Origin of the sequence: Paeniglutamicibacter terrestris, assembly GCF_012271785.1 — a bacterium.
GTDB classification, from domain to species: domain Bacteria; phylum Actinomycetota; class Actinomycetes; order Actinomycetales; family Micrococcaceae; genus Paeniglutamicibacter; species Paeniglutamicibacter terrestris.
Genome location: NZ_JAAWVT010000004.1, coordinates 219,686 through 235,616, shown reverse-complemented (window position 1 = coordinate 235,616; position 15,931 = coordinate 219,686). Strand labels below are relative to the sequence as shown.

At 59.4% G+C, this 15,931-nt stretch carries 17 protein-coding genes; 11 read left to right on the top strand and 6 right to left on the bottom strand.

The features are described from left to right. Window positions 1-53: 53 nt before the first annotated feature. From fbaA to HED64_RS10865, 4 genes are all read left to right on the top strand, one after another. On the top strand, window positions 54-1,076 hold the full coding sequence (gene fbaA / locus HED64_RS10880) for a class II fructose-bisphosphate aldolase (RefSeq protein WP_168152019.1): 1,023 nt from the start codon (window positions 54-56) through the stop codon (window positions 1,074-1,076). Between the two features lie 2 nt (window positions 1,077-1,078). Then, window positions 1,079-1,498, top strand: a complete 420-nt coding sequence (locus tag HED64_RS10875) for a DUF3151 domain-containing protein (protein ID WP_168152018.1) — start codon at window positions 1,079-1,081, stop codon at window positions 1,496-1,498. Window positions 1,499-1,799: 301 nt separating this feature from the next. Beyond that, on the top strand, window positions 1,800-2,975 hold the full coding sequence (locus HED64_RS10870) for an LPXTG cell wall anchor domain-containing protein (protein WP_168152017.1): 1,176 nt from the start codon (window positions 1,800-1,802) through the stop codon (window positions 2,973-2,975). Between the two features lie 38 nt (window positions 2,976-3,013). Next, complete coding sequence (locus tag HED64_RS10865) at window positions 3,014-3,442, top strand: SRPBCC family protein (RefSeq protein WP_168152016.1); 429 nt, start codon at window positions 3,014-3,016, stop codon at window positions 3,440-3,442. Here the strand turns inward: HED64_RS10865 and HED64_RS10860 are convergent. Then, entirely contained in the window at window positions 3,399-3,971 is a 573-nt protein-coding gene (locus HED64_RS10860) for an Lrp/AsnC family transcriptional regulator (protein WP_342590703.1), read from the bottom strand. The genes HED64_RS10865 and HED64_RS10860 overlap by 44 nt on opposite strands. 141 nt (window positions 3,972-4,112) lie before the next feature. Here HED64_RS10860 and kynU point away from each other — a divergent pair, with 141 nt between their 5' ends. Both kynU and HED64_RS10850 read left to right on the top strand, forming a co-directional pair. Next, window positions 4,113-5,399, top strand: a complete 1,287-nt coding sequence (kynU, locus tag HED64_RS10855) for a kynureninase (RefSeq protein ID WP_168152014.1) — start codon at window positions 4,113-4,115, stop codon at window positions 5,397-5,399. A 178-nt stretch (window positions 5,400-5,577) separates the two neighbouring features. Beyond that, window positions 5,578-6,204, top strand: coding sequence for a thymidine kinase (locus HED64_RS10850; protein ID WP_168152013.1), 627 nt, complete (start codon window positions 5,578-5,580; stop codon window positions 6,202-6,204). Here HED64_RS10850 and HED64_RS10845 read toward each other — a convergent pair. Further along, the gene (locus tag HED64_RS10845; protein ID WP_168152012.1) at window positions 6,201-6,770 is read right to left on the bottom strand and encodes a TetR/AcrR family transcriptional regulator; all 570 of its coding nucleotides are present in this window, start codon (window positions 6,768-6,770) and stop codon (window positions 6,201-6,203) included. The genes HED64_RS10850 and HED64_RS10845 overlap by 4 nt on opposite strands. Window positions 6,771-7,012: 242 nt before the next feature. On the opposite strand from HED64_RS10845, the gene HED64_RS10840 reads away from it, so the two are divergent. The 4 genes from HED64_RS10840 (at window position 7,013) to HED64_RS10825 (ending at window position 10,421) form a co-directional block, all read left to right on the top strand. After that, window positions 7,013-7,342, top strand: a complete 330-nt coding sequence (locus HED64_RS10840; RefSeq protein ID WP_168152011.1) for a hypothetical protein — start codon at window positions 7,013-7,015, stop codon at window positions 7,340-7,342. 177 nt (window positions 7,343-7,519) lie between these two features. Further along, window positions 7,520-8,809 carry an adenylosuccinate synthase gene (locus HED64_RS10835; RefSeq protein ID WP_132364203.1) on the top strand — a complete coding sequence of 430 codons (1,290 nt, stop codon included), beginning with the start codon at window positions 7,520-7,522 and terminating at the stop codon, window positions 8,807-8,809. A 241-nt stretch (window positions 8,810-9,050) separates the two neighbouring features. After that, complete coding sequence (locus HED64_RS10830) at window positions 9,051-9,830, top strand: carbon-nitrogen hydrolase family protein (protein ID WP_168152010.1); 780 nt, start codon at window positions 9,051-9,053, stop codon at window positions 9,828-9,830. A gap of 204 nt (window positions 9,831-10,034) precedes the next feature. Then, window positions 10,035-10,421, top strand: coding sequence for a hypothetical protein (locus tag HED64_RS10825; RefSeq protein WP_168152009.1), 387 nt, complete (start codon window positions 10,035-10,037; stop codon window positions 10,419-10,421). A 151-nt stretch (window positions 10,422-10,572) separates the two neighbouring features. On the opposite strand, the gene HED64_RS10820 is transcribed toward HED64_RS10825, so the two are convergent. After that, on the bottom strand, window positions 10,573-11,877 hold the full coding sequence (locus HED64_RS10820; protein ID WP_168152008.1) for an MFS transporter: 1,305 nt from the start codon (window positions 11,875-11,877) through the stop codon (window positions 10,573-10,575). An 80-nt stretch (window positions 11,878-11,957) separates the two neighbouring features. Here HED64_RS10820 and HED64_RS10815 point away from each other — a divergent pair, with 80 nt between their 5' ends. After that, window positions 11,958-12,575 carry an ArsR/SmtB family transcription factor gene (locus HED64_RS10815; RefSeq protein ID WP_168152007.1) on the top strand — a complete coding sequence of 206 codons (618 nt, stop codon included), beginning with the start codon at window positions 11,958-11,960 and terminating at the stop codon, window positions 12,573-12,575. Between the two features lie 94 nt (window positions 12,576-12,669). Here the strand turns inward: HED64_RS10815 and HED64_RS10810 are convergent, their stop codons facing one another. The 3 genes from HED64_RS10810 to sfnG are packed head-to-tail and all read right to left on the bottom strand — an operon-like array spanning window position 12,670 to window position 15,737. Next, window positions 12,670-13,170 carry a CoA-binding protein gene (locus HED64_RS10810; protein WP_168152006.1) on the bottom strand — a complete coding sequence of 167 codons (501 nt, stop codon included), beginning with the start codon at window positions 13,168-13,170 and terminating at the stop codon, window positions 12,670-12,672. Next, entirely contained in the window at window positions 13,171-14,544 is a 1,374-nt protein-coding gene (locus HED64_RS10805) for an O-acetylhomoserine aminocarboxypropyltransferase/cysteine synthase family protein (protein ID WP_168152005.1), read from the bottom strand. Then, window positions 14,544-15,737 (bottom strand): dimethylsulfone monooxygenase SfnG, encoded by a 1,194-nt coding sequence (gene sfnG / locus HED64_RS10800; RefSeq protein WP_132364217.1) that lies wholly within the window; start codon window positions 15,735-15,737, stop codon window positions 14,544-14,546. The genes HED64_RS10805 and sfnG overlap by 1 nt, the downstream gene beginning before the upstream one ends. Between the last annotated feature and the right edge of the window lie 194 nt (window positions 15,738-15,931).

Below are 15,931 nucleotides of genomic sequence, written 5' to 3'. Positions count from 1 at the left end.
AAGCAGCCAACGAGGTCTACTCCCCACAATTCCTTATCTACACAGGAGTCAGTATGCCCATCGCAACACCGGAACAGTACAACGCAATGATTGATTCTGCGAAGGCCGGCGGATACGCCTTCCCCGCAGTGAACGTAACGTCATCGCAAACCCTGAACGCCGCCATTCGCGGCTTCGCCGAAGCAGAATCCGACGGAATCATCCAGGTGTCCACCGGCGGTGCAGCATATTGGTCGGGTTCCTCCATCAAGAACATGGTCACCGGTTCGCTGGCCTTCGCCGCTTTCGCGCGCGAAGTTGCCAAGAGCTACGGTGTGACCATCGCCCTGCACACCGACCACTGCCCGGCAGATAAGCTCAACGATTTTGTGCTTCCCCTGCTTGCCGCCTCCGAGGCAGAAGTTGCAGCTGGTCGTAATCCCTTCTTCAACTCCCACATGTGGGACGGTTCGGCCGAGACGCTCGAAGAGAACTTGCGTATCGCCGCCGAGTTGCTTCCGCGCACCGCAGCCGCCAAGCAGATCCTCGAGGTCGAAATTGGTGCCGTCGGTGGCGAGGAAGATGGCGTCGAAAACGCCATCAACGACAAGCTGTACTCGACTGTCGAGGACGCGCTGGCTACCGTTGCCGCGCTGGGCTCCGGCGAAAACGGCCGTTACATCACCGCATTGACCTTCGGTAACGTGCACGGTGTGTACAAGCCGGGCAACGTGAAGCTGCGTCCGGAGATCCTCAAGGACATCCAGGAACAGGTTGGTACCAAGCTTGGTAAGGCCAACCCGTTCGACCTGGTCTTCCACGGCGGCTCGGGTTCTTCCGACAAGGAAATTGCTGATGCAGTGGCCTACGGCGTCATCAAGATGAACATCGACACCGACACTCAGTACGCCTTCACCCGCCCGGTGGCGGGCCACATGCTCTCGAACTACGACGGTGTCCTGAAGATTGATGGTGAGGTCGGAAACAAGAAGACGTACGACCCGCGCGTCTGGGGTGCCGCAGCCGAAGCATCAATGGCTGCACGCATCGTTGAGGCTGCACACCAGCTCGGATCTGCCGGAAAGTCGTTGAAGTAACCATGGCTGAACTTGGAGCAAACCTGCTCGGTATCCCGGCAACACTTTTGCCGGAAGAAACCGAGGTTACCGCCCGGTTTGACGCTGGCGATGAAGCAGTAGACGTGGCCGCGACCTTCCCGTCCTCATCGCTAGCGTGGGCCCTGTTGGCCAACGAAGCGCACGCCGAGGGTCACATCGTTGAGTCCTACGCCTACGCCCGTGTTGGTTACCACCGCGGTCTTGACGCGCTGCGTAAGGCAGGCTGGCGCGGACAGGGACCTGTGCCGTGGGCACACGTGCCCAACCGTGGCTTTCTGCGTGCTCTGTACGCGTTGCAGCGTGCCGCAGCCGCGATCGGCGAAGCCGAAGAGGTGGACCGCATCGGCCGTTTCCTTAACGATTCGGATCCACTGGCTGCTGCCGCTCTCGAAGCCGAGTAACTGAGCAATAGACACTTCGCTCGTGAATGACGATTGTTCGTACCGAAATTATTCGGTACGAACAATCGCTGTTTAAGCGATATTTGGCCGCCTGGTGAGCCACAAATCTGAGCCAAAAGATGTTCGAGATGCTGTTCTGACTCCGTGTCCGAACTGTGACTAGGCAAAAGCGATCAACCGAAATATATTGGTTTGACCTGCGGATATCTTCGCGCAGAGCAGGTGGGTAGCCAGCCGAGGGGACATCGGGCCGGCGTCACTTGCCGCATTCATCGCACCGAGACCTTGGGACAGGACCGACATGGCATCCAGAATACGTACGGCACTTCTGACGACGGCAGTGGCTTCGGGACTGTTGCTCACGAATGCACCTGCGCAGGCCCAAGAAATCGACGCAGCCCTTGCAACGCAACGTTCCGAGACGACCCCGTCCGAGACTTGGACCCCTACCCCGAGTGATCTCGGTGAGGGCGTCGATACCGAAAGCAGTTTTGTTCAGGACGGCCCTTCCTCAAATGATGTTGACGTACCGGCCATGGAGCCAAAAACAGGTGACACCACCAAAAATGACATTGATGAGGCTGCAGCTTCGGGGGCCGGCGATGAAACCGAGGATCTCGCCGTGCCACCGGAATCAACGCTGCCCGCCGGTATTTCGCCGGTGCCATTCGATGGGCTGGACGAATCGGATGAAACAGATGTTCAAGGATCGTCGGAAGAGAGCACACAGTCGATTTCCACGCCCGATGAGACCTTAACCATTCCCGGAGAGAGCGAAGAAACCGAGAAGGAAGAAGTGCCCGTCACCGAATCGGGGAAAGCTTCAATCGAGAGCGCCGAGAGCACCGAGCCAACGATTGAGGAATCTGACGAGCCAACATCGTTCTGGGAGCTCGTTGAGGACATAGAAGCTCCTGAAGGCTCTGAATCCTGGAGCGAAGAAGAGTGGATCGATTTCTTGGAGACTCCTGAAGGAATGGATTTTACCGATCAGATGCTCGACGGGTTGGTGGGGACCGAGGAATTCGACACCATCGTGGACATCGTTGTGGACTTCATGGAATCGGGCGACGAGGCTTACCTCGATGAGCTGATGGATTACTTCCTGTTCCTCTTAGACGGTAACGAAGAATGGGCGATGGAAGCCTACAACGGAGTCATTCAAGAGCTGATCAATGGGGGATTCTTGGATGAAGAGGAAGCACCCCCTGCCGATGAAGGTGCAAGCACTGAATCCCCGGAGGCAGCACCGTCGGTGGAAAAGCCGGTGGTTAAACCGGCCGGAAATATCACGAAGCCGGTGGTGGATAAGAAAGCCGTCGCTGAGTCGGTAATCAAGCCCCTTGCTGCGACCGCCAACCCGCAGCTGGCCGAGACGGGTTCGAACTCCGTGGTGGTCTTCGGTGGCGCGGGCTTGCTGTTGGTGATGATCGGCGCGCTCACCTTGCGGCTTCGCCGCAAACCACGGGCTCACTAACCGTTTCATTTTTGTCCGCGGCGTGGCACGATTCGGCTATGACACAGTTTCAGGTTTTGGATATTCAGGAGCTGATTCACCTCGCGCCGGATCGAGTTTGGGAGCTGCTGACCGATTGGGTTGCTGCCCCGCAATGGATGCCCGGTGTTGATTCAATGGAGCCCGAGCAGCTCACCAGCCCTGGTGCGCTGCTCGACTACCGGTCCGGTGCCCACGAACGCCAATTGCTCATTAAAGAGCTGCGTGAAGGGCATGCCGTTACCTTGTCATCCGGCGGTGGAGACATCAATGTGCTGTATGGCTACGAACTCTTGGCGGAATCTGGTCAAACGCGCGTTCGATTAACCATCAGTGTGGAAGCTGCCGAAGAACTCCGTGAAGAAGTGGGCGAACTGGTAGCCGCCATTGCCGATTCAGAGGCGGCTACCTTAAAGTCGTTGCGCTCTTACGCCGAGTCTGCGCCGTAGCGGCAACTCGTGATTGGGGGAGCGAGTTCGATTCCTTGCTGACCGGTGATAAATGCTCAAAAATGATGTTTGTTTGCGTGGATGAAAATGCCGGGTTGCCGCCGAGATGTTCGGCGACAAAGTCCCGAAGCGATTCGACCGAATCGCTGATGACGTGGACCAGGATGTCCGGTGTCCCGCCGAGAACGAAGACGTCCTGAACTTGCGCCAGCTCCCGCAGGATGCGAGCAGACTCGAGCATCGCATTGCGCGCTTCGGAACGCACCACCACCGAAACCATGGCGGAGATGCGAAGGCCCAGTTTTGCCGGGTCGATATCGGTGTAGAAGCCGCGAATCACGCCCGTTTCCTGCAGTGCGCGTACGCGACCCAGACACGTTGAGGGCGCTATCCCGGCGCGTGAGGCCAAGACGTTGTTGGGGATACGGGCATCAAGACTCAGCTCGCGCAATATCGTTAGATCAACGTCGTCGAGCCGAACCGTATTCTGCTGGCTGTCGTATTTTCTGATGGAATCTGAACTTAACACGGATTTTATCCTTGTTCCTGTGCACTTATTCAGTGACCTATCTTGGCCACCGTGAATAATTCTATGATGGGTATACCTTTCCGCAGGGTACAACGGCGTAAAGGTGCCGGTAATCATTCGAGAAAGGTCATCACACAGACCATGAGCACATCCATCCAGACGGACCGCACCAGTCTTCAGGCCGCAGATGCAGCAGACCCATTGTCCGCGTTCCGAGACCGTTTCTCTCTGCCGGAAGGCGTGATCTATCTTGATGGAAACTCCCTGGGCCCGCTTCCGCGCGGTGCCGCTGAACGTGCGGCAGAGGTCATTAACAACGAATGGGGCCAAGGCCTGATTCGTTCGTGGAACACCTCCGGTTGGTTCGAGTTACCCAGTCGGCTGGGGGACAAGCTGTCCAAAATTATTGGCGGAAACGATGGCGAAACCGTTGTCACTGACACCACCAGCCTGAACTTGTTCAAGGCTCTTGCCTCGGCGGTGCGCATTCAGCAGCAGGATGCACCGACCAAACGGGTCATCCTGACCGAGCGCGACAACTTCCCCACCGACATCTACATTGCTGAGGGCATCAGCGACTTCCTGAACTCGGTCAACGCCGAGACCAATGAACACTACGAAGTTCGCCTCATCGACGAGAACCTGCCGCTGGAGAAGGCGCTGGATGATTCAGTCGCGGTCGTCGCGCTGTCCCACGTCAACTACCGCACCGGAGCCATGTGGGACATGGACGCGGTGACGGCCGCCGCGCACCAGGCGGGGGCTCTCATCGTCTGGGATCTTGCGCATGCTGCAGGGGCGGTGCCAGTGGACCTCAATGGGGCCAATGCCGACTACGCGGTCGGTTGCACGTACAAGTACCTCAATGGTGGTCCCGGATCCCCGGCATTCATTTGGGTCAATGGTCGTCATCAGGGCCGTTTCTGGCAGCCGCTGACGGGGTGGTGGTCGCATGCGGCCCCGTTCGCCATGTCTGACAGCTACACGGCGGCCAATGATGTGCGCCGCTTCTTGTGTGGAACCCAGCCCATCACGTCCATGGCCATGATCGAATGTGGACTGGATGTTTCCTTGGAGGCAGACATGGATCTGGTCCGTGTCAAGTCGCTCGCATTGGCGGACTTGTTCATCGCATTGGTGCGGGAGCGCTGCGGAGAGTTCGGTCTAGAGCTGGTGACGCCCGAGAGCCACGCGGAGCGCGGTAGCCACGTAAGTTTCCGCCACCCCGAGGGTTACGCCATCATCCAGGCGTTGATCGACCGTGGCGTCATTGGAGACTACCGCGAGCCCGAGGTGCTTCGCTTCGGCCTGACGCCGCTCTACCTTTCCTACACTGACATCTGGGATGCGGTAGAGATCCTGCGGGACATCCTGGAATCGAAGTCCTGGGATGCCCCCGCATATCGCGCTCGTCACGCTGTGACCTAAGCTCAGGGGTCGGGTGGCACCGGAGCCACGGACGCTCGTGACGTATTTTTAGCACCCCGGCGCGAGATCCACGCGGATCAGAGCGCCGGGGCTTTTCTCGTTTCGGATGCGGCTCGTTCTCCGCTGAATTGTTTCAGCACATAGAATCGTCCACTGGGTCTAATGCGAAAGGAACGATGTGGCGAAGCTGTATTTCCGGTATGGGGCAATGAACTCCGGCAAGTCCACGGGACTGCTTCAAGCAGCGTTCAACTACGAAGAGCGTGGTCAACGCATTCTCTTAGCGAAGCCCGGGATCGATACCAAGGGTGATTCCCGCGTCATCTCGCGCTTAGGCATGAGCCGGGATGTAGATTTCCTCATCCCGCCTGCAGCCGGTGCTCGAGAGCTGTTTGCTCGGAAAGCAGCGGGCGACGATCCCGATGCGTTGGTTCAGCACATTGACGCACCTCCCGTGGCGTGCCTGCTGGTGGACGAGGCTCAGTTCCTGACGACGGAGCAGGTGGATGACCTATTCCGTATTGCCGTCTTGGACAACGTCCCGGTGATCGCCTATGGCATCCGCTCGGATTTCCGCACTCATGCTTTCCCTGGATCGCGGAGACTACTAGAAATCGCGCACAGCCTAGAGGAACTTAAGACCATCTGCCGTTGCGGTCGAAAAGCTGTTTTTAACACGCGGCGCGTCGGCACCGAGATCATCTTCGACGGCGATCAAGTTGCTATCGACGGTGATGATGTCTGGTACGAATCGCTCTGTGGAAATTGCTACCTTGAGGCCTCCGACGGACGACTCGGCTCCTAGTTTTTCGGATACTCCGCGATGATCCCGCGCAGGATGACTCGAACTCCGTAATCAAAGGATTCTTGACCCCAGGTATCGGAGCCAGCCGTCGGCTCCGTTCCGGCAGCCAGGGCAAGGGATTCCTGTTGCGCGCTGATGGATCCCAGCAAGTGGTTCACCAACACGTGTCGAGCCATCGGCGCATCACTTTCCGGGACGCCGCAGATCTCCAAGAACTCCAAAAGCCAACCCAGCGGATCCAACGAGTCGGGTCGCATGGACTGTGCCAGCTGCATGACCTCTGCCGAGTCTGGAATGGTGATCAGCGCCGTGCGCAGTTGGCTCAGCAGTGCAGCGATCGCCATCGGAGCAAGATTCACGGCCGGGGAGTCCGGCTTTGGAACCGAATCGAGCAACTTCGCCGCTACCTCGACCAGTAATTCTTGTTTTGATTTAACATGCCAATATAGGGCGCCGACCTGGACATCGAGTTCTCGGGCCAAGCGCCGCATGGACAAATCGGCAAGGCCGAATTCGGAAAGAATGCCCACTGCTGCGTCGATGAGCTGTTCGCGGGTCAGGGCCATACCGCCAAGTCTAAACGGCCACCGGCGTTACGCCCGTCCGTGACGTCACGCTGCCATTCATGCACACGTCGTGTTGTGCCATCGACCTCCGAACGCTTTGGGTCAGCGAAACCAGAAAATCCGCATGCCGCTATCGCATTTTTGTGTCCCGGCGAAAAAGACATTGACTCCAGCTCTCGACGCGGGGGCTGGTCGAGAGGTTTGATTGGGGCATGAGTATGCAATTTCCTAGACCAGAGGCAATGACCGAGTTTCAGCGGCTCACCCGTGCCCTGCTCGGTGAGGGAGTTACTGCCGGAAAGATGTTTGGCAAGGACGCGCTGAAGTTCGAGTCCAAGGCCATCGCCTGCCTGCTTGAGGACACCATGGGGTTTAAGGTCGGGCGTTCGAGCGAAATCATGCGCACGGCGCTAACCTATCCAGGCGCAAGCCTTTTTGACCCATCGGGGCAGGGGCGACCGTTCCGAGACTGGGTGTCGGTTCCGGATACAGCAATAGGGCAGTGGGAAAACCTGCTGCGCGCTGCGTTGGCGGCGGCGATCGAGCCCGATGGCGAGCCTAAAGTCGCATAATCCAACCTATTGTTGATCGATCGGGTAAACTTGTGACGTAAGAGCCCCTTACTGTTCTTTTCTGATCCATGCTTGGGCCAGACGAAGAGCGAGGGGCATTTCTGCGCCCGGCACCGCCGGGACCCGGCATTTATGTATTTTGCCGGCCGCGCTGAATCGAGCAAGGGGGAGGATCCCATGCCAGCAATCGTGATCGTCGGAGCCCAGTGGGGCGACGAAGGCAAGGGTAAGGCCACAGACCTATTGGGTGGCAAGGTTGACTTCGTGGTCAAGCCAAACGGCGGCAATAACGCCGGACATACGGTCGTAGTTGGCGGTGAAAAGTATGAGCTCAAGCTCCTGCCCGCCGGTATTCTTTCGCCCAACGCCACACCCATCATCGGCAACGGCTGCGTTGTGAACCTCGAAGCGCTCTTCGAAGAAATTGATGGCTTGGAAGCTCGCGGCGCCGATACCTCGAAGCTGCGCGTTTCGGCCAACGCGCACCTGGTTGCCCCGTACCACCAGACCATGGACAAGGTCACCGAACGCTTCCTGGGCAAGCGCGCCATCGGCACCACCGGGCGCGGCATTGGCCCGGCGTACATGGACAAGATCGGACGCCTGGGCATCCGCGTGCAGGACGTCTTTGACGAGTCCATCCTGCGCCAGAAGGTTGAAGGTGCGCTGCGCCAGAAGAACGAACTTCTGGTCAAGGTCTACAACCGCCGCAGCGTTGAGGTTGAAGAGATCGTTGAATACTTCCTCTCCTACGCCGAGCGTCTGCGCCCGCTCATCATCGATGCGACGCTAGTGCTGAACAACGCCCTAGATGAGGGCAAGGTTGTCCTCATGGAGGGTGGTCAGGCTACGTTCCTGGACGTTGACCACGGCACCTATCCGTTCGTGACTTCATCGAACCCGACCGCAGGCGGCGCCTCGGTAGGTTCGGGAATTGGCCCGACCCGCATCAGCCGTTCGATCGGCATCATCAAGGCCTACACCACCCGCGTGGGTGCAGGACCGTTCCCCACCGAGCTCTTTGACGACATGGGCGAATACCTGCAGAAGACCGGCGGCGAGTTCGGTGTCAATACCGGTCGTCCGCGCCGCTGCGGTTGGTACGACGCGGTTCTGGCCCGCCACGCTTCGCGCGTGAACGGCTTCACCGACTACTTCGTGACCAAGTTGGATGTGCTCACCAACATTGAGAAGATCCCGGTGTGCGTGGCCTACGACGTTGACGGGGTGCGCCACGACGAAATGCCGATGACGCAGACCGAATTCCACCACGCCAAGCCGATCTTCGAATACTTCGATGGCTGGACCGAGGACATCACGGGGGCACGTACGCTCGATGACCTGCCCAAGAATGCCCGCGACTACGTGCTGGCCCTTGAAGGTATGAGCGGTACGCGCTTCTCGGCCATCGGTGTTGGCCCGGATCGTGAGCAGACGATTGTCTGCCACGACCTGATCAACGACTGATAACTAAAACACCACGCGAGGGCGTGGCACTGAGCTTGGTGAAGACATTTTCACCAGCCGGTGCCACGCCCTCGCTGCGTTTTCCGGCGGTCGTGCGTTGAGCCGGCACGGAAAGGGGTCCGGAACAGAAAACCCTCCGTCATATTTGCGCCGTCGCCGGTTTCGGAGGGCAACGCGCGAGTGCTATTTTGAGGTTTGTCGCTAGGCTGGTTGGAAGTATTCAGCGACGAAGGGAATCGCCATGAAGGTCAGCGTTGGTCAGTTCGCCCCTACGGGGTCACTCGAGGACAACTTGGAAACCATCGCGCGCTTGGTAGCCAAGGCGAAGGCCGAATCCGCGGATCTGGTGCTGTTTCCAGAGGAAGCCATGCTCGCGGTTTCCCAGGTCAGTGGCCCACTGAACGCTGCGATTGAAGGCAACTGGAGCACCTTCGTCCAGAAGCTCTCGTTTATGGCAGCGGAGAATAACATCGCCATCGTTGCCGGTGGGTACGAAAGCAGTGGCGAGGAACGCCCCTACAACACCCTCGCGGTGTTGGACGCCACCGGGGAGATCCTTGGTACGTACCGCAAGATTCACCTCTACGACGCGTTTTCCTATCAGGAATCCAAATCCATTAAGGCCGGGGACGTCGCCGAGGTGCCGGTCTTTGAGATCGCCGGGCTAAAAGTCGGCGTGCTGACCTGTTATGACCTGCGCTTCCCCGAGATTGCCCGACGCCTCGTTAACGAAGGTGCGGAACTCTTACTGGTTGCTGCCGCGTGGTTCAAAGGTGAGCACAAGATCGAGCACTGGGAAACGCTGCTGCGTGCACGTGCCATCGAAAACACTGTATGGGTAGCGGCTGCCGGAACCAGCTCGCAGCACACCATTGGACACTCCGCGATCCTTGATCCCATGGGCGTTCCCGTCGAGTACCTCGGGGACGACGATGAGGGACTTGTGACCACCGATGTCACCCGCCGCCGTATCGATGAGGTACGTGAATTCCTGCCGGTACTGGCTAACCGCCGACTCTAGTCATAATCATCGGAATCACCCGTGTCAGGATCTCTTCGAGGTCCGGACACGGGTTTTCTTTTTACCCCGGAACTCCGTTCAAGCAGTTCCTTCGGAGTAACGGCCATTGCTCAACGAACTTCACACTATTTCGGCATATACGGGTTGGGCTCGGCGCACTAATATTGGTGGTCGAAACATCTCCGAAAAGGCAGGAATAGGGTAGTGGGCAACACTGATACGCAAATGAATGAAGCCATCGTTGAGGAGTGGGCAGAGGCGACGGCGCAGGCCTACAACGACTCGCTCTCCGGACTGGATGTGGCCCGCGTGCCTCACGCCGTGCGGACATTCATTGAGCTCTATGCGCAGAGCAAGGACATGATGTTCAGCGGGGAATACTCCCCGACCGACTACTTCGAGGAACACCCTGCCTCGGCGATCGGAATGATCCTCGATACCCCCGAGGCGCTAGAACTATTGGACGATCACGAGGAAGAATCCCTCGAGGATATCCTGGGTTTTGTTGAGGCATGGGCCGAATTTGACGCTAACCAGCAGCCAGATCTGGGGATCTCAGAAGCCGACGACGAGGACGACTCCGAGTGGTAAATTGTGCCGCTTGATCCCGAGTTGCGTGACTGACTGGCACAATAGCGGGCGGGTGTAAGAATTCCCTTTCGCAGGGAGCTTGCGCACGCCCGCTGGTGCGTTCCCGATGGTTCCATCGTTTCTAGGGTCCGGGTTATGCTCGCACGGGTTTTCAAACGTCAAAGTTTGCAGCATGCCGAGACCATTCTTGTTGCTGAGGCAGGGTTCGTAGTGGCCGGTTGGCAATCGCCAGAATGGTTGCGAAAACGCAGATCCCCGCGCAAAAAAGCAACAGTCCACTCCAGCCCCAAGCGGTGTAGCCAAATCCGGCAATCAGTGGTGCCAGCGGCACCGCGGCCATGGATAACAATGCCGATGCGCTAGTGGCCCTCCCCAGCAGGGCACTGGGTATGGCGGTCATCAAGTATCCGCCCAAGCCCGCGTTGATCGTCGGCGCGCCGATAATCGATATCCCAAAGAGCGCGCAGATCCAGGGAACCGAGGTAGTGAACGGCATGAGGGACATGGCTCCGGCCGTGAAGAGCAGGCCAACGCATACCGCCACTCCGGTCGGCAGCCATTTGAGCAGGGCTGCGGCCGGCAGGCTGCCTAGCAGCATACCCACGCCAAGACTGGCCGAAACCACACCGATGATTCCTGCCGATTCCCCGCGTTGCTGCAAACCGAAAATCACCGAGGTGATCGAGGCGTTAATCCCCAGATTCAGCAGGGTCGAAATCATCAGCACTCCACGCAAATCCCTACGCCGTAGCAGCCAGGTCAGCCCGCTCAGCCCCTCGGCAAGAGACTCCTTGAGGGCACCGAGTGGCCCGTTCTTGGATTTTCCTGACGACCGTCGATCGGGTGCCGGAAGACTCAGGGGAGCGGTTGCTGGAAGGGATTTGGCGCAGGTGGCTGCAACTACGTGCGCGAGAGCCAAAGCCCCGAACGTTACGGCCTGAGAAACTGAGAGCAACAGGCCGCCTAATGGGCCACCGGCCAGTGAGATGACGGCGTCTCGGCCCTGGTTCGCGGCAAGTGCACCAGGCAGCTGGGATTCTGGGACGATGTCCTTGAGTGCGGCATCGGATGCGGACCCGAAAAGTCCGTTGCGCACTGACATCAGCAGATGCAGGATTAACAGGCTCCAAAACCCGAGGTGCCCACCGAGCGAGGTGATCATCAAGCCGACTCCACCCACCGCGCCGAGCAGCCCGCCAAGGATCATGAGTGTGCGTCGGTCTTTGCTGTCGGCGAGAATCCCTCCCGGCATGGTGCACACTACGCGACCCAGCTGGCCGATCGCGGTGATGAGGCCCGCTTGGGTGGGGGAATTGGTAACGATCAGTGCCACCAAGGGAACGGCAAACCACTGAAGGCTCATGCCAAGAGCCGATCCGGTGTCGGACCCCAGCCATAAAAGGTAGCGGCGTTGGCGCCACAGGGGAATGATCCGAGTGTTCGTTGAACTGGTCATGGCACCAACGGTAAATCCGCAAACTTATTTGCGCAATATTAGTTGTGCAACTATTTTTGTGGATTATGTAGACTGTAGGAATGAGTGAAAACGTGCCGGCGAGCGAGCAATCGCAACGTCAAACCATGACCTCGCCGATGCTCAAGGCCATGGCCAATCCGTTGCGCCGTCGCATCGTCGCGACCCTGACCGCCGTTGAGTCGGCGCGGGCCACGGATCTTGCTCAGCGCCTTGGCGTGCCAGCCAATTCACTGAGCTTTCATCTGCGCGTATTGGCTGAGGCGGGAATTATTCTGGAGGCGCCCGAACTTGCTCGTGATAAGCGGGACAGGGTCTGGAAGGTGTTACCCGGAGGGCTGAGCGTTGGATCTCCCAAGGAACCTAGTGCTATCGAAGACGCACTAGCGCTGAAGGCCTACCTCGGCCAGGAAGCAGACGATCAGATCCGGCAATTGAAGGCAGTGATCGCCTGGGGTAGCGACTACGCCACGGGCTCGGAACCGGATGCTCGTGGGCTACTAAACATCACAAGTCTGATGCTTAATGCCACGGAGACCGAAGCCTTGGAAGACGCGGTGCTAGAAGTGTTGCGGCAGGCGAAACGGGCTAGCGTCGCCGCTGCAGCGGATGGCAGTGAGCGCAAGCTCTGGAATTTTTCGATGGTCATGGCCCGCGAGGATCTGCCGGGGCTGCAATAGCTCTACGCAGCGCCCGCGCAAAAGAAGAGGGTTCGTGTTCCAAAACCACATGGTTTTTGGAACACGAACCCTCTGGCTGTCGCCGAGTTTGAAGCTAGGCGAGCAGTTGGCGCTTGGAGGAAATGACGCCGGTATTAAAGCCGGCCAAGCGCAGTCCGCCGTGGAAGCGAGCGTGTTCGATCTTCACACATCGATCCATCACGATGTTCAGGCCTGCCGCCTCGGCGCGCGCTGCAACTTCTTCGTGCCAGGATCCCAGCTGCAACCACAGCGTCTTGGCCCCAACGGCTATGGCCTCGTCCAGGACGCCGGGCAGATCGTCGTGCTTGCGGAACACCTCAACGAGGTCGGGGACCTCGGGCAGATCCGCCAGTGACTTGTAAACCGGCTCGCCAAGAATCTCGTTGAGTACCGGGTTCACGAAGTACACCTTGTACCTCGATGAAGAGAGCAGGTACGTGGCCACAAAGTAGCTGGCGCGGGAGGGCTTATTGGAGGCCCCGACGATCGCGATCGAGGTGGTGTTGCGCAAGATGTCCAGGCGCTCGGCCGCGTTGGGCCCCTCCCAGGTGCGGGCTTCTACTGCGTTGCTCATTTACTTGGCTCCCGTCACGGAGGCCGCGCGGGCGGCGTCGATGGAGCAGGCGGCCCCATCGTAGGTTTCCTCGGCCGGTGCTGCCGCGGCCTGCTGTGAGGCGGTGAGGGCCTGGTCAAGGTCCCACAGGATGTCCTCTAGGTCCTCAAGCCCCACGGAGAAGCGGATCAGGTCTTCCGGAACACCGGCTGCAACCAACTGCTCCGCGGAGAGCTGCTGGTGCGTGGTGGAGGCCGGGTGCAACACCAGGGTGCGCACATCCCCGATGTTGGCCAGGTGGCTGGCCAACTGCAGCGCCTCGATAAAGGCGTTGCCAGCGGCTCGACCGCCCTTGACGCCAAAGCTGAAGACGGAACCAACGCCGAGCGGCAACAGTTCCTTGGCACGTTCATGGTGGGGGTGCGATTCCAGACCCGCGTAGTTCACATAGGTGATGCGCTCATCCTTTTCGAGCCAAGCGGCAACGGCCTTGGCGTTGGCCAAGTGGGCGTCCATGCGCTGGGGAAGGGTCTCTACACCCTGCAGGAGCTGGAATGCGGACTGTGCCGGCAACGCCGGTCCGATGTCGCGTAGCTGTTCGGAACGCAGCTTGGTCAGGAAGCCGTATTCGCCGAAGTTATCCCACCAGGAGACGTTGCCGTAGGAGGCCACCGGCTCGGTCATCGAGGGGAACTTGCCGTTGCCCCAGTTGAAGGTGCCCGATTCCACCACAACACCACCCAAGGTGGTGCCATGGCCGCCGAGGAACTTGGTCGCCGAGTGAATCACGATGTCGGCGCCGTGCTCGATGGGACGAAGCAGGTAGGGCGGGGTGAGCGTCGAGTCGACAACCAGCGGGATGCCCGCGGCGTGGGCGACCTCGGCCAAACCCTTCAGGTCGGCGATGTCGCCGGAGGGGTTGGCCACAATCTCGGTGTACAGCGCCTTGGTGTTCTCCTGAATGGCCGCGGCGTAGGCTGCCGGGTCGGTGGAGTCAACAAACGTGGTCTCAACGCCAAAGCGACGCAGGGTCACATCTAGTTGGGTGATGGTGCCACCGTAGAGCTTGGAAGACGCCACGATGTGGTCTCCTGCGCCGGCCAATGCGGCGAAGGTGATGAATTCTGCTGCCATGCCCGAACCGGTGGCCACTGCGCCTAAGCCGCCCTCCAAGGACGCGATGCGCTCCTCGAAGGCGGCGACCGTCGGGTTGCCGATGCGTGAGTAGATGTTGCCGTACTTCTGCAGCGCAAAGAGATTTGCGGCATCGTCGGAATCCTTGAAGACAAACGAGGTGCTCTGGTAGATCGGCACGGCACGGGCACCATGCTCGGCGTCGGGGGTGCCGCCGGCGTGCAAAGCTCGCGTTCGGAATCCAAATTGGTGTTCGGCCATTAGGCGCGAGCTCCTTCGAGGTTGGTGATGGGTAGAAGATCGGTATTCAGTTCCGTGCCGTTTTTACGGGCCAAATCGGCCTCGAGCTCGCGCACCAACGGAAGCACGTCGCGGCCGAAGGCTGCAACCTCTTCCTGGAAGTGCAGGTAGCCGGTCAGCAACAGATTGACGCCGATCTTCTTGAAGTCGATGATGCGCTCGGCAATCTGTTCCGGGGTGCCGATGAGCTTGGAGCGGAAGCCGTCGTTGTACTGGACCATGTCCTCGAAGGTGGAATCGGACCACATGCCCTTGCCGTCCTTGGTGGACTGGCCGGCTTCCTTGACGGCGGCGGCGAAGCCCTCAACCGCGGGGCGGTGCGCCTTGGCAATGATCTCGCGCAGCGTCTCGGTGGCCTCGGCCTCGGTCTCCCGGGCGATGACAAAGCCATTGATGCCGAAACGCGGCTTGACCGGAGCGGTGCGGGTGCCGGCTGCTGCTGCCTTGAGCACGCCGGCGATGTTCTCCTCGAAGCCTTCCAAGCTGCGACCATTGGAAAAGTACCAATCGGCGGTGTTGCCCGCGGCGCCCTGAGCGGCCGTCGAGTTGCCACCAAAGAAGATTTCCGGGTGTGCCCGGCCCGGGATATCCAGCGGGGCGGGGGAGAGCGTGAAGTCGTTGATGTTGTAGTACTTCCCGGCGTAGGAGAAGTCCTTTTCGGTGAGCAAACCACGCAGCACGGAGATGAATTCCTCGGTGCGCACGTAGCGCTCGTCGTGCTCCAGCCAGTCCAGCCCGAAGTTCACAAATTCGTCCTTGAGCCAGCCCGAAACCACGTTCACGGCCATGCGGCCGCCGGAGATGTGGTCGGCGGTGATCAGCCATTTGGCGAGCACGCCGGGGTGCCACATGCCGGGGTGCACAGCGGCAATGACCTTCAGGCGTTCGGTCGCACCGAGCAGGGCCAGGCTAATGGCGGTGGCTTCGTGCTGTTTGTCCGCGCCATAGCTGGCCGCATAACGCGTCTGCGAGAGAGCGTATTCGAAGCCGGAGTCCTCGGCGATGCGAGCCAGCTTCTTGTTGTATTCGAAGTCCCAGCCGGTGCGCTGCTCAATGGTGGAAACAACCAGACCGCCGGAGACGTTGGGTACCCAGTAGGCAAACTTGAGGGGAGTCTCTAGATCTGCGACGGTGCTAACTGGCGTTGTGCTCATATGTTGTCCTCAGAAATGGGCGCAGTGGCGGGCGGGCGTTCGGTCATTGGCTACGGAGTGGGAGCAGCATCGATGGGCTACCGATGAGAAAACTCGCCACCAGCAGCTGCATCAGTTCCACTGGGATACGGAATAGTGCTGCTGTGTCATCGCGCGTGATCTCGCCGCCGCCCCGGGCTGGCCTTCTCTATTGT

Bases quoted from the DNA above. Each gene is read 5' to 3' on its own strand.
- HED64_RS10845 (WP_168152012.1), bottom strand. From the start codon at position 6,770: ATGGCCCTGACCCGCGAACAGCTCATCGACGCAGCAGTGGGCATTCTT.
- HED64_RS10805 (WP_168152005.1), bottom strand. From the start codon at position 14,544: ATGGCCGAACACCAATTTGGATTCCGAACGCGAGCTTTGCACGCCGGC.
- HED64_RS10840 (WP_168152011.1), top strand. From the start codon at position 7,013: ATGACCGAGTTTCAGCGGCTCACCCGTGCCCTGCTCGGTGAGGGAGTT.
- HED64_RS10815 (WP_168152007.1), top strand. From the start codon at position 11,958: ATGAGTGAAAACGTGCCGGCGAGCGAGCAATCGCAACGTCAAACCATG.
- HED64_RS10835 (WP_132364203.1), top strand. From the start codon at position 7,520: ATGCCAGCAATCGTGATCGTCGGAGCCCAGTGGGGCGACGAAGGCAAG.
- kynU (WP_168152014.1), top strand. From the start codon at position 4,113: ATGAGCACATCCATCCAGACGGACCGCACCAGTCTTCAGGCCGCAGAT.
- HED64_RS10810 (WP_168152006.1), bottom strand. From the start codon at position 13,170: ATGAGCAACGCAGTAGAAGCCCGCACCTGGGAGGGGCCCAACGCGGCC.
- HED64_RS10820 (WP_168152008.1), bottom strand. From the start codon at position 11,877: ATGACCAGTTCAACGAACACTCGGATCATTCCCCTGTGGCGCCAACGC.
- HED64_RS10865 (WP_168152016.1), top strand. From the start codon at position 3,014: ATGACACAGTTTCAGGTTTTGGATATTCAGGAGCTGATTCACCTCGCG.
- HED64_RS10830 (WP_168152010.1), top strand. From the start codon at position 9,051: ATGAAGGTCAGCGTTGGTCAGTTCGCCCCTACGGGGTCACTCGAGGAC.
- fbaA (WP_168152019.1), top strand. From the start codon at position 54: ATGCCCATCGCAACACCGGAACAGTACAACGCAATGATTGATTCTGCG.
- HED64_RS10870 (WP_168152017.1), top strand. From the start codon at position 1,800: ATGGCATCCAGAATACGTACGGCACTTCTGACGACGGCAGTGGCTTCG.
- sfnG (WP_132364217.1), bottom strand. From the start codon at position 15,737: ATGAGCACAACGCCAGTTAGCACCGTCGCAGATCTAGAGACTCCCCTC.
- HED64_RS10875 (WP_168152018.1), top strand. From the start codon at position 1,079: ATGGCTGAACTTGGAGCAAACCTGCTCGGTATCCCGGCAACACTTTTG.